Origin of the sequence: Hydrocarboniphaga sp. (assembly GCF_965279055.1) — a bacterium.
Taxonomy (GTDB): domain Bacteria; phylum Pseudomonadota; class Gammaproteobacteria; order Nevskiales; family Nevskiaceae; genus Hydrocarboniphaga.
In genome coordinates, this window is sequence record NZ_OZ257125.1 from 1,908,535 (window position 1) to 1,921,996 (window position 13,462).

15 protein-coding genes are annotated in these 13,462 nt (G+C 63.0%); 7 read left to right on the forward strand and 8 right to left on the reverse strand.

Annotated elements, in window-relative coordinates; all coding sequences use genetic code 11:
• Positions 1-111 precede the first annotated feature (111 nt).
• The 3 genes from ACQZF9_RS08630 to ACQZF9_RS08640 are packed head-to-tail and all read left to right on the forward strand — an operon-like array spanning position 112 to position 2,711.
• The gene (locus ACQZF9_RS08630) at positions 112-561 is read left to right on the forward strand and encodes a DUF6152 family protein (RefSeq protein WP_428312830.1); all 450 of its coding nucleotides are present in this window, start codon (positions 112-114) and stop codon (positions 559-561) included.
• Positions 558-1,427, forward strand: coding sequence for a hypothetical protein (locus ACQZF9_RS08635; protein WP_428312831.1), 870 nt, complete (start codon positions 558-560; stop codon positions 1,425-1,427). The genes ACQZF9_RS08630 and ACQZF9_RS08635 overlap by 4 nt, the downstream gene beginning before the upstream one ends.
• Positions 1,428-1,478: 51 nt before the next feature.
• Positions 1,479-2,711: an MFS transporter gene (locus tag ACQZF9_RS08640; protein WP_428312832.1), complete on the forward strand. Its 1,233-nt coding sequence runs from the start codon at positions 1,479-1,481 to the stop codon at positions 2,709-2,711.
• 266 nt (positions 2,712-2,977) lie between these two features.
• On the opposite strand, the gene ACQZF9_RS08645 is transcribed toward ACQZF9_RS08640, so the two are convergent.
• The 6 genes from ACQZF9_RS08645 to ACQZF9_RS08670 form a co-directional block, all read right to left on the reverse strand.
• Positions 2,978-3,802 carry an SDR family oxidoreductase gene (locus tag ACQZF9_RS08645; RefSeq protein ID WP_428312833.1) on the reverse strand — a complete coding sequence of 275 codons (825 nt, stop codon included), beginning with the start codon at positions 3,800-3,802 and terminating at the stop codon, positions 2,978-2,980.
• A gap of 76 nt (positions 3,803-3,878) precedes the next feature.
• A complete protein-coding gene (locus ACQZF9_RS08650; RefSeq protein WP_428312834.1) occupies positions 3,879-4,646 on the reverse strand; it encodes an SDR family NAD(P)-dependent oxidoreductase in 768 nt (255 codons plus the stop codon).
• Positions 4,639-5,958 carry a histidinol dehydrogenase gene (hisD, locus tag ACQZF9_RS08655; protein WP_428312835.1) on the reverse strand — a complete coding sequence of 440 codons (1,320 nt, stop codon included), beginning with the start codon at positions 5,956-5,958 and terminating at the stop codon, positions 4,639-4,641. Before hisD ends, ACQZF9_RS08650 begins: the two co-directional genes overlap by 8 nt.
• 136 nt (positions 5,959-6,094) lie before the next feature.
• Positions 6,095-7,804 (reverse strand): FAD-binding oxidoreductase, encoded by a 1,710-nt coding sequence (locus ACQZF9_RS08660; protein WP_428312836.1) that lies wholly within the window; start codon positions 7,802-7,804, stop codon positions 6,095-6,097.
• Complete coding sequence (locus ACQZF9_RS08665) at positions 7,744-8,304, reverse strand: hypothetical protein (protein WP_428312837.1); 561 nt, start codon at positions 8,302-8,304, stop codon at positions 7,744-7,746. The genes ACQZF9_RS08660 and ACQZF9_RS08665 overlap by 61 nt, the downstream gene beginning before the upstream one ends.
• 50 nt (positions 8,305-8,354) lie before the next feature.
• Positions 8,355-8,810 (reverse strand): c-type cytochrome, encoded by a 456-nt coding sequence (locus ACQZF9_RS08670; protein WP_428312838.1) that lies wholly within the window; start codon positions 8,808-8,810, stop codon positions 8,355-8,357.
• A 50-nt stretch (positions 8,811-8,860) separates the two neighbouring features.
• Between ACQZF9_RS08670 and ACQZF9_RS08675 the strand changes: the two genes are divergently transcribed.
• The 4 genes from ACQZF9_RS08675 (at position 8,861) to ACQZF9_RS08690 (ending at position 11,984) form a co-directional block, all read left to right on the forward strand.
• Entirely contained in the window at positions 8,861-9,349 is a 489-nt protein-coding gene (locus ACQZF9_RS08675) for a DUF6152 family protein (RefSeq protein ID WP_428312839.1), read from the forward strand.
• Between the two features lie 15 nt (positions 9,350-9,364).
• Complete coding sequence (locus ACQZF9_RS08680; protein ID WP_428312840.1) at positions 9,365-10,192, forward strand: hypothetical protein; 828 nt, start codon at positions 9,365-9,367, stop codon at positions 10,190-10,192.
• Between the two features lie 96 nt (positions 10,193-10,288).
• On the forward strand, positions 10,289-11,278 hold the full coding sequence (locus ACQZF9_RS08685; RefSeq protein WP_428310096.1) for an IS5 family transposase: 990 nt from the start codon (positions 10,289-10,291) through the stop codon (positions 11,276-11,278).
• A gap of 142 nt (positions 11,279-11,420) precedes the next feature.
• Positions 11,421-11,984 carry a nuclear transport factor 2 family protein gene (locus ACQZF9_RS08690; RefSeq protein ID WP_428312841.1) on the forward strand — a complete coding sequence of 188 codons (564 nt, stop codon included), beginning with the start codon at positions 11,421-11,423 and terminating at the stop codon, positions 11,982-11,984.
• Between the two features lie 70 nt (positions 11,985-12,054).
• Here ACQZF9_RS08690 and ACQZF9_RS08695 read toward each other — a convergent pair whose 3' ends face one another.
• Positions 12,055-12,348, reverse strand: a complete 294-nt coding sequence (locus ACQZF9_RS08695) for an antibiotic biosynthesis monooxygenase family protein (RefSeq protein ID WP_428312842.1) — start codon at positions 12,346-12,348, stop codon at positions 12,055-12,057.
• Complete coding sequence (locus ACQZF9_RS08700) at positions 12,345-13,343, reverse strand: fumarylacetoacetate hydrolase family protein (RefSeq protein ID WP_428312843.1); 999 nt, start codon at positions 13,341-13,343, stop codon at positions 12,345-12,347. Before ACQZF9_RS08700 ends, ACQZF9_RS08695 begins: the two co-directional genes overlap by 4 nt.
• Between the last annotated feature and the right edge of the window lie 119 nt (positions 13,344-13,462).

Consider the following 13,462-nt stretch of genomic DNA (forward strand, 5'->3'; position numbering starts at 1 on the left):
TCTGCACACAGCCGTTCTTTCTCTGGTCAATCGTATTTCACGTGCACAGGCCTGAAAGTCGCTGACATTGCCTGTCGAGCTGATACTCCTATGAAACACCGTAATCGTTCCATGCTGCGCAAGCTCTTGCTGGCCGCCGCTGTCGCCGGCGGCACGCTGTTTGGCGTTGCCGCAGAGGCCCATCACTCTTTCGCTCTCTACGATCTCGCCAAGCTGAACACCGTGGTCGGAACGGTACGTGAGTGGAAGTGGGCGAACCCTCATTGCTATCTGGTGATTGAGGTCCTCAAAGCCGACGGCACCAGCGAACAATGGACGCTCTCGGGCTCCAGCCCCAACATGATGAGCCGCTGGGGCTGGAATGCCGCTGATCTCGTCGTCGGCGAGAAGGTCACCGTGGACATCCATCCGGCACGCGATGGACGCCATTTCGCTTCGATGCAGACGGTGTTCCTGCCGGACGGAAAAGCGCTGGTTGACCCGGCCGGTCAGCCCGGCGCGGCCTTGGCCGCAGGTCCGACGAATGTCCCCAAGACGCCGCAGGGAGTGCCGTACAAATGAGACTCAAGACCCGCTGGCAGTCACCGCTGACGCTGTGCCTGCGTTGCGTCTGCGTCGCGCTGCTGTGCGCGGTCGCAATCGACGAGGCGCAGGCGCAGACCACTCCGCGATCCAAGCAAGAGCAGGCCAAGGCCTGGTCCGAGATCGCCAAGCTGCCCGATTTCTGGCAGGGAAGCTGGCAATCGGTCAGTCCGATCGCCGACGACTTTCGCAAGCCCGTGCCCAAGTACACGCCGTGGGCGCGCGATTACATCGCGAAATATCAGCCCAAGCAGGACAGTCCCTTCGCCAACTGCAGCCCGCTGGGCGTGCCGTTCCTGATGTTCATCGGCGGCATGCCGATGAAGTTCTTCCAGTCGCCGGGAATGATCGCGCTGTACGTGGAATCCTCTGGCATGACGCGTTTCATTCGGACCGATGGGCGCGCGCATGATCCGCGGGCCAATCCCTCGTTTCTCGGTGAGTCCATCGGACACTGGGAAGGGGACACGCTCGTCGTCGATACCACGGCTTTGGCGGACGGCACCTTGTTCCAGATCGGCAAGAAGTCGGACAAGGAGATGGGAGACGGCGATCCTTCACCGCTCGCCGGCGTCGTGTTTGGTCCGCACAGCCCGAAACTGCGCGTGGTCGAGCGCATGAAGCTGATCGACTTCAACACGCTCGAAATACAGACCACGCTCTACGACGACACGATTTTCGTGGGTCCGCATACGCTCAATCCGCGGCGATTCGTGCGCGGAATCGAGCGGCGCAATGAACCACAGGAATGGGCCTGCACCGACAACCGGGACAGCCTGGATATCAACGGTCAGCTGCAATACGACCTGCAGGACGACAAAAAGCCGTCTTCGCCTACTCCGTAAGCTCATGCTCGCGCCGCAGATCAGTCGCTGCAAAACAGGGAGGAAATACGCATGTCGATAGTGATCGCCGAACGTCAGCCTGGCACGCTGCAGGGTGTGTTGCTGCTGTTGCCCATCACGATGGCCATCATGGGCCTGATCGTGCTGATACCGGTTCTGCCCGGAATGATGGCGCAGTTCCGCGATGTGCCGGGTGTCGAGTACCTGGTACCGCTGATGTTGACGCTGCCCGCGCTCTGTGTCGCCGTACTGGCACCGGTCGCCGGCGCCATTGTCGACTTCTTCGGCCGTCGCAGAACCCTGATCGCGGCACTGGTGATCTATGCGCTGGTCGGCATGCTGCCACTGTTTCTCGACAGCCTGATGGCCATCATCGCAAGCCGCGTCGTGCTGGGGGCGATGGAAGCCCTGATCGTCATCTCCAGCACGACGCTGATCGGTGACTACTTTCATGGGCACGCGCGCGAGAAATGGCTGGCGAGCCAGACCGCGATGGCTTCGCTCTCGGCGATCGCGCTGGGCTTTCTCGGCGGCGCCCTCGGCAACGTCTTCGGCTGGCGCGGTCCTTTCGCGGCGTATGGGTTCAGCATTCTGATCGCCGTCGGCCTGCTGCTGTGGACCTGGGAGCCGCGCAAGAGCGCGGAACCGAGCGCCGAGCGCGCCGACGCCAAGCTGCGATTCCCGTGGAGCACCATCATGCCGATCTCGCTGCTGGCGATCTTCGGCGGCACCATGTTCTTCACGATGCAGATCCAGGTCAGCAACATGCTGAGCGACTACTACGGTATTCGCGCACCGGGCCAGCTTGGCCTGTACACCGCATTGGCCAGCCTGGCGGTCGCAACCGGCACGTTTCTCTACAGCCGGTACACCGCTCGGCTGATCGTTGCCACGCAGCTTCTGGTTGCATTCGGACTGCTGGGCATCTCCTACGTGATGATGAATCATTCGCCGACGACGGCCGCGTTCGTCTCCTGGCTGGTGGTCAACCAGATCGGCGGCGGCATGCTGATTTCGGCGATGGTGGTGTGGGCGATGGGACGCCTGCCTTTCGAGGTCCGCGGCCGCGGCACGGGAATGTTCATGACGGGCTGGTGGCTCGGTCAGCCGCTGAGTGCTCAGGCGGTCGCGTTCCTGCGCGGCCAGCTCGACGGCAGCCTGCCGGCTACGCTGCAGATCCTCGGCATCCTGTGCCTGATCGCCGCGGCCGTCGCCTCGGTCGGCCGGTTCCGTGGCTCGGCACAGCGAGCCACCGATGCCCCTGGCAAAGTCCATCTGCATTGAGTCAGGCCGCAGCCCGGGCCGTTCAAAAAAAAGCGGCGCGGCCCGGGATGCGGGGTGATCGCGGCGACGTCTACGGGAACGGGAAGTCGCCTTTACCTCGTGTGAGAGGGACAAGGTCGAGGCTCGACGCTCGCGCGGCACTGTTTGTCCTCGATTCGAGCCTTCGCTCCGCGTCGAACGCTGCGAAACGCATCCCCGACTGATGCGTGAGTGCGGCGCGACTGCGCCGCACCTTTTCGCGGGCCGCTGTGACCGCGCCGCGCTCTTCAGTCCTGGCCAGTCAGACGCAGGCCGATCGCCTGCAGCGGTGCGAGCGCCTGCAGGATCGGCGGCAGGATAGGAACCACGTCGGTGCCGGCGGTGTAGCGCAACACCGGATCGGCGTCGGTGGCGGCGGCGAGGGCCGCGTTGACGACCGGCGTGAGGTCGCTCGGTGCCTTGGCTTCCATGCCGTCGAAGGTCGCGTTGAAGTGCGCGGCGATCCTGGCATACGGCGCGCTGGCCTGGCGGTCCAGCGACTTCTGCGGCAGCGAGGTCTTGAACGGGCCGGGCATCACGCAGAGCACGCGAACGCCGAAGCTGCGCGTTTCGATGTCCAGTGCGGCGGTGGCCGTGTCGAGCGCATGCTTGCTGGCGCAGTAAGCGGCCATCAGCGGCGTCTTCAGCACGGCCGCGACCGAGGTGACGTTGAGAATGCGGCCGGCGCCCTGCCGACGCATCACCGGCAATGCCAGCCGGACCAGGTCGAGCGGCCCGAACAGGTTGGTCTCGAACATCGTGCGCCACTGGCTCTCGGGTGTGTCTTCGAACGAGCCGCGGGCGCCGACGCCGGCGTTGTTGATCAACAGGTCGAGGCTGCCGAAACGCTGCACCGCGAAATCGATGATGCCTTTGCGCATCTCCGCGTCGGTGACGTCGAGCGCTGCAAGCACGAAGTCGTCGGGCTTGGCCGCGGCCAGCGCCTTGAGGCTGGGCGGTGCGGCCGCCGGCTTGCGCATGGTGGCAATCACCCGATAGCCGCGCTCGACAAAAGCCAGGGCGAGCGCTTCACCGAAACCTGAGCTGCAACCCGTAATCAATGCGACCGGCATGTGAACCTCTCGTTGTGTTGCGAATGGGGTGGTGAGCCGTCGCTGGATCGGCGGCGATGTGCCGTCGGTGATGCGATCAATCAGCGGTCCAGCCGCCGTCGATGACGATCGACGAGCCGGTCATCAGGCCCGAGGCATCCGAAGCCAGGAATACGATCGCGCCGGTGAGATCCTCGACCTGGCCAAGCCGGCCGAGCTTGATCTTGTCTAGCACCGATGTCTTGAACGCGGCGTCGGCGAAGAACGGCGCCGTCATCTCGGTCTCGATGAAGGTCGGCGCGATGCTGTTCGAGCGGATGCCATACGGCGCCAAATCCAGCGCCATCGCCTTGTTCAAGCCTTCGAGTGCCCACTTCGACGCGCAATACAGCGTGCGATTGCGGCCGCCGACGTGGCCCATCTGCGACGACATGTGGATGATCGACCCCTTGCGCTCGGCGGCGATCATGCGCTTGGCAACGGACTGTGCGACGAAGTAGGCCGCACGCACATTGAGCCCCATCACCGCGTCGAAATCTTCCGGCGTCGCGTCGACGTAGGGGCCGGGGCGATTGCAGCCGGCGTTGTTCAGCAGGATGTCGAACGGCGCGGCGCGGGTGATTCGCTCGCCGATGGCCGCGAGATCGGTGACGTCGAGCTGCATGGCCTCGGCGGCGAAGCCGCGCGCGCGGATCGCGGCCGCAGCGGCCTCGATCTCGTCCAGTGAGCGCGCGGCGAGCGTCACCGACGCACCGTGCTCGGCCAGCGCCGCGGCCGCGGCCAGGCCGATGCCGCGCCCGGCACCGGTTACCAGGGCTCGCTTGCCGTCGAGCCGGAAGCTCGGCGCGACCGGCAGTTCAGGCACGCACCGGCTCCGCCGCGCCGCCATACGGAACCTCGCGGCCGCCATAGCGACGCACGCGGATGTTGGCCTGCTCGCCGTGGCCGGCAAAGCCTTCGAGCGCACACAGCCGCGAGCAGTACTCGCCGATCAGCGTCGAGGCTTCGTCGGTCAGAACCCGCTGGTAGGTGCAGGTGCGCAGGAACTTGCCGACCCAGAGCCCGCCGGTATAGCGCGCCGACTTCTTCGTCGGCAGCGTGTGGTTGGTTCCGATGACCTTGTCGCCGTAAGCAACGTTGGTGCGCGGCCCCAGAAAGAGCGCGCCGTAGTGGGTCATGTTCTTGAGGAAGTAGTCCGGATCGCGCGTCATTACCTGCACATGCTCGGAGGCGATGCGATCGGCTTCGCGGACCATCTCTTCGAGATCCTCGCAAACGATCACTTCGCCGAACGTCTCCCAGGCCCTGCGCGCGATGCCGGCCGTCGGAAGGATCTGCAGCAGGCGCTCGACCTCGGCCATGGTGTCGCGCGCCAGCTTCTCCGAGTTGGTGATCAGAATTGCCGGGGTTTCGGGGCCATGCTCGGCCTGACCCAGAAGGTCGGTCGCACAGATTTCTCCGTCGACGCTGTCGTCGGCGATGACCAGCGTCTCGGTCGGGCCGGCGAACAGATCGATGCCGACGCGGCCGAACAACTGTCGCTTGGCTTCGGCGACGAAGGCATTGCCCGGGCCGACCAGCATGTCGACCGGCGACATCGTCTGCGTGCCGAGCGCCATGGCGCCGACGGCCTGCACGCCGCCCAGGCAATAAATCTCGTCGGCGCCGGCGAGATGCTGCGCCGCGACAATCGCCGCGGCGGGCTTGCCGTTGAAGGGCGGGGCACAGGTGACCACGCGCTGTACGCCCGCGACTTTCGCCGTGATCACCGACATGTGCGCGGAGGCGAGCAGCGGGTACTTGCCTCCGGGCACGTAACACCCCACCGAGTTCATCGGCAGGTTCTTGTGCCCGAGTAACACGCCCGGCAAGGTTTCGACTTCGAGATCGACCAGGCAGGCGCGCTGCTTCTCGGCGAAATTGCGCACCTGCGCCTGCGCGAACCGGATGTCGGCAATGGCCTGCGCGGGAAGCTCGGCGACACACTCGCGGATCTCGCGATCGCTCAGGCGGAAATCGCGGCGCTCCCAGCCATCGAATTTGCGCGAGTATTCGCGCACCGCCGCGTCGCCACGCGATGCGATGTCGGCGAGGATGGCCTCCACCGTGTCCCGCACGGCGCGATCACTTTGCGCCACGACACCTGCGTCGGGCCCACGCTTCAACCAGCGCGCCATCGTCTTCTCCATTCGTATACGTATTCGTACACCGTATTCAAATTGTACTACAACGTCAATACGAAACGGATTGCCGGGCGGCTTGATCCGCTGGCAGCCCCGACAAGCACTGATGTCGGTGTGTGATTCCCGCCGCTCAGCTCTTGGGTTGTTTCCGATAACGCGAGCGGATCGCGTAGCGGCCAGGGGACATGATGCCGTTGGGATCCACCGCGTCCTTGATCGTTTCCAGAAACTCACGCAGCGCGTGATCGTTATACGAGTAGGTTCCCATGATCAGGTCGTAGAACGCGGGGGCCGTTCGATATTCGCCCCAACCTCGTTCGGCGGACACGGCGACGAGTTCGCGGATGATGCCCCGCAGCTTGGCGTTGACGCTGGCGGACCGGGTGACCGGCAGTCCGACGGCAAACAGGAAAGCCCGTTCGAAAATAGTCGAAGGGAACTGCAGCGGCGGGCCCGGCAACTTGTACTTGCGGCCGATCGCGGCGAACAGGTTCATCGCCTCGATAGCCGCCTCGCCGGTCCTGGGAATGACTGGCGAGAAAAAGATGTGGCCGACGACGTCCTCACCGTCGTAGGAAAACATCGGGCCCAGGTCGAAGGTCTTCAGCGTTGGAATGCCAAACGGACCCAGGTCGCGGGTTTTCGCCTGCACTTCGGGCGACAGCGGCAGACTGCGAATTTCGCCGAGCGTGAACGTCGCACCCGGGATGACCTTCAAGGCATCGCAGACACAGTCCCACTGCGCCTGTATCAGCTTGCTCGGGCCGTAGAAGTTGAAGTCGCAGGCCCAGAAGGCCAGGCCCCTGGATTGGGCCGCGACGTCGAGCTTGTTCATGTCGACGCCGCCCGGATCGCTGAGGATGGCGGCAATCGCCGGATCAACCGGCTTGGGGGCCGCGCCTGCTTCATGAGCAGCGAAGGGCGGCGTGCCGGTAGTGGGGCTCGACAGATTCCACACGCCCTGCACGATCTTGCTCTGCTCGAGCCGGCCGATGATGTCGACGAGCGGAATCAGGTCGCGGTACTTCGGCACGTTGACGGTGCCGGTGGCGAAGTTGTCCGGCGCCGGCATCAGCCAGAAGCCCATCTTGGTGACGATGCCGTAGTTCGATTGCTTGAACAGGCCGTCGATGCGCGGACCGAAACCCGGCTTGAACTGCTGCCAGGTCTTGGCGCCCGGCATGGCGCCCATGCCGCTGCGCATCATCCTGCCGTTGGGCAGCACCACCTCGACGCCGCACTGCGCCTCGAAATGGTTGCGGTAGGGTGAGAGGGTGACGCCGACGCCGCCGTCCAGCGCATTGCCCAGCACACTGCCCCAGCCGGGGCTCGGAACGTCGATCCAGAGCTTCAGGCCTTTTTCCTGAATGTGGTGATACAGGTCGAAATAGCTGACGCCCGGCTCCACCACGACGTAGCCGTGGCGTTCGTCGATCTCGACGATCCGGTTCATTCGTTTCAGGTCGAAAACGACGCTGCCGGCGAGGGCTGGCGCGGCCCCGCCATAGCCCAGGTTCTTGCCCGTGGAAATGGGATAGATGGGAATGCGATACCGGTTGGCGATCTTGACCAGCTCGACCACCTGGTCCGCATTGTCCGGTGCTACCGCCGCGGACGCGGTTCGCTCATCGGCCTCGCCCCAGAGTATCGAGTACGAGTCGCGGTAGAGGTACAAGTCCTCGTCGGATGTGTAGAGCCACTGCTCTCCGACAACCTGCGCGAATGCCTTGAGCGCGGCAGTGAAATCGGCCTGACCGACATTGGGTGGCAATCTCATGGTCAGACTTCTTCCCGAAGGCTTTGGCGAATTTGAGGGCCTGCATCTTTTTGCATGGCCCAAGTGTGGATCGTTCCGTCCGCGCGCGAGGGTCGGTAGACGCGGGCCACGGCTGAGGGGCTTGCGGAGGAATCATGCCTTCCGTTTAGAAGTGCCATCACATCCTGCCAGCAGGTGTCGCTACCAAGATCGTCGATGCAACGTTGGCTCCGTGCTGTCAGGCGAAAACCATGGTCCCAGGCAATGCGCTCCAGACAAAACAGTGTGGCGCCAGAGCTGATGCCGATGATCGATTGGCTGCTGCTCAGCACGCGTGTCAATTCGGCATGGGCGGCCGCGGAAAACTGGATTCCGAGGACGGGCAAGGTGCGCCTTCCAGCGCTGACCAATGCAGCCAATTGCGGCGGCAACTGAATGGTTTCGTCGATGAGCAGGGCATCGGTCGAGCGCGCGGCGCTGCGGCGGCGCGTGGTCTGGCGGTACGCACCGAAACCGGCGGTGCACGCTGCCGCGGTGAAAGCCATTCCAGCACCGAGAACGGTCCGTCTCGTGATCATTTTCATTTACTCCTCGCCGGCCATCTTCAGGGCCGTTTCATCAGTCGATTTGCGCGTCAATGCGAAGGCGCAAGATAGGCGGCCACGAGTGAAAGATCGGCGTCGCTGATCTCTGTTTTTCTGAAAGACGGCATGAAGGAAATGCCTCGCCTGACGACCAGTTTTACGTAATCGGGCGAAAGATTGTTCCGCAGTTCGAGAACGGCGGGCAGCGCGTCGTGATACTTCCGTTGAAGAGCCAGGCTGCCCGGACCCTCTGCAGTCCTGTGGCAATCGCTGCACCATTTTTCGAAAATCTTTACTCCCGTTAACCGCACAGGTTCTGCGACCGGTGCAGTATGCGGCGTGATGCGCGTGTCGCTCAGAGCTCTGCCGCCGAGCGCGACTGCCAGGACTACGCAAGCCGCAACTGCAGAGCCGCGCTTCAGTCGAAAGCCCTTCATTTTGCGTCTCGATTTTCCATATTGACGAAATAGTATAAATTGATGTTCAATGCCGTCAACAGTAAACATACCGGCAGCTGTTGCGCTCTCGCCGGGTAAATCAGGAGGAGAGATTCAAAATGAACACCTGTTGTTCAACCCGCATTTCGCGCGTATTCGCAGCGCTGCTGCTTGCTTCGGTGGCGTTGCCGGTGTCGGCGCATCATTCCGCGGCTCCGTTCGACATGACCAAGCATTTGTCCTTGGTGGGCACGGTAGAAAAGTGGGTCTGGGCCAACCCGCACTCTTGGCTTTACATCCGAGTGGTACAAGCCGACGGCTCTCAGCAGGTCTGGGGTCTTGAGGCCGGCAGCACGGGCATGCTGTCCCGCAGCGGCTGGGGCGCCTACGACATGAAGCCGGGCGACAAGGTTACCGTCACCGTGGCGCCAGAGCGTGACGGCAAGCCGATAGGTCTGCTGAACGATGTCCACTTGGCGAGCGGTCGCGTGCTGAGCGCTGGCGCCGGGGCGCCGCCGCCCGGCGCGCTTCCACCCGGCGTCGCGCCGCCGCCTGGTGCGGCAGCGCCGCCGCCCGGCGCCGGCACCACTGCCCCGCCCACCCGCTAGTTGACGAGGCCACTGATGAACAAGCACATAACGCTGGTCGCTGTCGCGCTGTGGTCGGCCGCGCTCGCTTTGCCCGCCACGGCCGCCGAGCCGCTGGGGTCGAAATGGTCTGACGTCACCAAGCTGCCCGATTTCTTTACCGGTAACTGGGAGAGCAGGGAATCGTTTCTGGATAGCAGCGCGTCCGCGGTTCCGTACACGGCTCAGGCACAGGCCTACGTCGATCGGTACAAGGCCATTGAAGACATTCCTTTTGCGGGCCCGGGCTGCAAAACCCCGGGTATGCCGATCGTTCAGCGTCTGGGCTCCCCGCTGAAGTTTTTTTATCAGCCGGGCATGATCGCGATCTATATCGAAAACAGCAGCATGACGCGCTTCATCAGGCTAAACGCGAAGCATTCGGCGCAGCCAAACCCGACCTTCCTCGGTGAGTCGGTTGGGCATTTCGAAGGCGATACGCTGGTGGTGGACACAATCGGCTTCGATGAAATTCTGCTTCAGTACGGCACTTTGCCAGGGAAAGTAACCGGGCCGTTCGTGCTGCCGCCCGATGCGATCTTTGGTCCGCACGGACCCAATCTGCGTATGGTCGAACGCATCCGTCTGCTCGATGCCGACACGCTCGAAGATCAGTTGACGATCTACGACGACACGGTCTGGAAGCGTCCTTTCGTCTCGAACGCCGGCAGGATCTTCAAGCGCAATCGCGGAGAAAACGGCATGCCCCACGAATGGGTGTGCAACACCGACGACACGCTTACTTTCGATCCCAGCCAAAACAAGACGGTTACCGAAGATCCCGCCGAGGTCCTCAAGCGTCTCCAGCAGAAAGACAAGAACTAACCGTTCAAAAACCGCTAGGGAAGGTCTGAAAAACCCATTGCGAGTGGCGTGATGGTTGCTGCGATCTGTGGCTAGAAAAGAATCGGAGCGGAAGCAATGCAGTTGAGTTTCGGGGACGCGGAGTACGCGGGCAAGCGAAAACGGACACGTCGGGAGATTTTCCTAGCCGAGATGGACCAGGTGGTTCCGTGGAAGCTGCTGCTGTCGCTGATCGAGCCGGTGTATCCGGTGGGCGGCGATGGACGGCCGCCGTATCCGCTGGCGACGATGCTGCGCATTCACCTCATGCAGAACTGGTTCGGATTGTCGGATCCGGCGATGGAAGAGGCGCTGTACGAAGTCGCCTCGATGCGTCAGTTTGCCGGGCTGTCGCTGACGCGGCCGATTCCGGACGAGACCACGATTCTGAATTTCAGACACCTGCTGGAAACGTATGGGTTAGCGCTGGAGCTTTTCACCCGGATCAATGCCTACCTGGGGCGCAAAGGCTTGCTGCTCAAGCGCGGCAGCATGGTGGATGCCACGATCATTTCGGCGCCGAGTTCGACCAAGAACGCCGACGGTGAGCGCGATCCCGAGATGCACCAGACCAAGAAAGGCAATCAGTACTTTTTCGGCATGAAGGCGCACATCGGCGCGGACGTGGATTCTGGCTTGGTGCACACCGTGGTGGTAACCGCTGCCAATGAAGCCGACATCGCGGTGGTGGACGAGTTGCTGCACGGCAGGGAGCAAGTAGTCTATGCCGACGCGGGCTACACGGGCGCAGACAAGCGCGTGGTGAGAAAGAAACTGCAGTGGCAGATCGCGGCTCGCTCAAGCCGGATTCGTGCGATGCCGGAAGGCAGTCAAAAGCGCGCGGCTCAGCAGGCGGAATATGCCAAGGCTCGCGTTCGCGCCTTCGTCGAGCATCCGTTTCGCGTAATCAAGCGGCAGTTCGGCTACAACAAGGTGCGCTTCAAGGGCCTGGCGAAAAACACGGCGCAGGTGATGACCCTGTTTGCGCTGTCGAATCTGTGGATGGTGCGAAAGAAATTGCTGTCGATGACGGGGGAATTGCGCCCGCTGATACTCAATGTGGGATGAATTGTCACCGGTAAGCGTCTTTTGATCAGCTCAGGCCGATAAATGAATCAGTCGGCTTCGCAGAAAACAATCATGAAGGCAGCGCCGCAGTCACCGCTTCGACTTTCGGTGAGTTATTCAGAGGTTCCCTAGGGAGACGAAGATGAACTGCAAGAAGAAATATGTGGTGTTCGTGGCCGGGGCCTGCTTCATGCTGGCCGCAGGTGGTGTTTCGGCTCAGGGCACAACGGCGAAGGCGGGAGCAGCGAGCTACAAACCCACCGTTGACGACTGGGTCGGCGTTAACGATGCGGTCGACAACTACACGCTGGGGCTCGAGCTTCATGACATGGCGCGCTTCGACAAGGCGTTCTGGCCCGAGGCCACCATCACGGCTCAGCCCGAGCCCGGCAAGAGCTTTACGATGCCGTACCGGGCGGCCGCCGCCGGGCCGCCCAAGCCGCCGCCCGGCACGCCGATGCCAGCAATGCCGGCAGGCAATGCGATCGGCGGCGACATTCCGCCGTGGCATCTGTCGCTGAGTCATCACTTCGAGTTCCAGAGCGCTACCCGTGCCACTCATTACGGATACTTCGTCAGTGTCTATCCGGATCTGAAGACGAAGACGACCACGGTCGGGCTTCCAGGGCATTACGACGACACCCTGGAAAAGCGCGACGGCGAGTGGCGCATTCTCCAGCGCACAACGGTGATTGGCGGCAAATAGCCGAGCGCGTCCGTCACTTGCTCTAGCTTGGAGGCGCGGCGCGCTGATTGGCAGCGTGTCGCGCGGCTGGCTAGTCGGCTATCAGGCGGCTATGCTCGACCACGGGCGGCGCATCGGAGAACGGGCTGATGATCGCGCGCCACTGCACGAACGAAACCGAGCCGCGAAAGCCTTCCGTGTGGTCTTCAAGAGTCTGCCAGTACACGAGCAGGTGGTAGCGGTTCGGCGTCTCGATCGAGCGGCGCAAGGCGTGTGAGATATAACCGCCGCTGCCAGCGAGATGCAGGATGGCGCGCGGAAAGGCCGCCTCGAACGATGCCTCGCTACCGGGACGGATGCTAAGGATCGCGTGCTCGAGAATCATCGTCCGCTCACTCCGCTATTGCTGGCGACGTAGCGCTGATCGATGGCACCGAAGATCGAGCGACCCTGGTCGTCGAGCATCTCGATGCGCACGCGCTCGCCGAATTTCAGGAATGGCGTCTTTGCCGCCCCTTCGTCCAGCATTTCGATCGCCCTGCGCTCGGCGATGCAGGCTGAGCCCGCGCTTCGCGCCTGGTTCGATACCGTGCCCGAGCCGAGGATGGTGCCGGCGCGCAGCCGGCGCGAATAGGCGCAGTGCTCGATCAGGCGCGGAAAACTGAAGGTCATTTCGCGGCCGTCGGGGTGACCGAACCACTCGTTGTTGCGAAAGACGCGTAGCGGCAGCTGTACACGTCCGCCGATCCAGGCGGCGCCGAGTTCATCCGGCGTCACGGCCACCGGCGAAAACGACGTGCTCGGCTTGGCTTGCAGCCAGCCAAAACCGGTCTTCATCTCGCGCGCGGTCAAGGCGCGCAGACTGACGTCGTTGACGAGCATCAGCAGTTTGACGTGTCCGCCAGCCTGCTGCTCCGGCGTGCCCATCGGCACTTCGTCGACGATCACCGCGATCTCGCCCTCGAAGTCGAGATTGTCGGACTCGCTGGGCAGTGCCACATCGTCGCAGGCGCCGATGAAATCGTCCGAAGCGCCCTGGTAGACCAGAGGATATTTTTCGTATTCGTTGGTGATGCCGAGATCGAAGGCTTTCTCGATCAGACCGCCGTGATTGGCGAAGGTCGAGCCATCGAGGAATTGTGGAGCGCACGGCAACGGTGCCATGGCCTGTCGAGGGTCGAATTCGAATGCGCCTTTCGCGGTGCCGGCCTCCAGCTCGGCATAGCGCGCCGCCAGCGGCGCTTCCACTTCTTTCCATCTTTCGACCGCGTCGAGCAGGGTGGCGGCGATCGGTGTCGCCCAGACCGCGCGCCTGAGGTCCCGCGACACGAGCGCGAGACGACCGTGGCGGCCTTCGTTGCGGAGCGTAGCCAGTTTCATCGGTGTGTTGTCCTAGTCAGTGATGTCATGAATAGGCGACGCGTCCCGCATCGCCGATCGATTGACGCGTACTCCAGCGCCGCGCCAGGCCTGCTCAATCGGTAGCCTTGCTTATCCGC

What these genes read in the sequence shown, in the direction of transcription:
- ACQZF9_RS08685 (WP_428310096.1), top strand. Translation starts at nt 10,289, where the DNA reads ATGCAGTTGAGTTTCGGGGACGCGGAGTACGCGGGCAAGCGAAAACGG.
- ACQZF9_RS08665 (WP_428312837.1), bottom strand. Translation starts at nt 8,304, where the DNA reads ATGAAAATGATCACGAGACGGACCGTTCTCGGTGCTGGAATGGCTTTC.
- hisD (WP_428312835.1), bottom strand. Translation starts at nt 5,958, where the DNA reads ATGGCGCGCTGGTTGAAGCGTGGGCCCGACGCAGGTGTCGTGGCGCAA.
- ACQZF9_RS08695 (WP_428312842.1), bottom strand. Translation starts at nt 12,348, where the DNA reads ATGATTCTCGAGCACGCGATCCTTAGCATCCGTCCCGGTAGCGAGGCA.
- ACQZF9_RS08680 (WP_428312840.1), top strand. Translation starts at nt 9,365, where the DNA reads ATGAACAAGCACATAACGCTGGTCGCTGTCGCGCTGTGGTCGGCCGCG.
- ACQZF9_RS08635 (WP_428312831.1), top strand. Translation starts at nt 558, where the DNA reads ATGAGACTCAAGACCCGCTGGCAGTCACCGCTGACGCTGTGCCTGCGT.
- ACQZF9_RS08630 (WP_428312830.1), top strand. Translation starts at nt 112, where the DNA reads ATGCTGCGCAAGCTCTTGCTGGCCGCCGCTGTCGCCGGCGGCACGCTG.
- ACQZF9_RS08640 (WP_428312832.1), top strand. Translation starts at nt 1,479, where the DNA reads ATGTCGATAGTGATCGCCGAACGTCAGCCTGGCACGCTGCAGGGTGTG.
- ACQZF9_RS08700 (WP_428312843.1), bottom strand. Translation starts at nt 13,343, where the DNA reads ATGAAACTGGCTACGCTCCGCAACGAAGGCCGCCACGGTCGTCTCGCG.
- ACQZF9_RS08645 (WP_428312833.1), bottom strand. Translation starts at nt 3,802, where the DNA reads ATGCCGGTCGCATTGATTACGGGTTGCAGCTCAGGTTTCGGTGAAGCG.
- ACQZF9_RS08690 (WP_428312841.1), top strand. Translation starts at nt 11,421, where the DNA reads ATGAACTGCAAGAAGAAATATGTGGTGTTCGTGGCCGGGGCCTGCTTC.
- ACQZF9_RS08675 (WP_428312839.1), top strand. Translation starts at nt 8,861, where the DNA reads ATGAACACCTGTTGTTCAACCCGCATTTCGCGCGTATTCGCAGCGCTG.
- ACQZF9_RS08670 (WP_428312838.1), bottom strand. Translation starts at nt 8,810, where the DNA reads ATGTTTACTGTTGACGGCATTGAACATCAATTTATACTATTTCGTCAA.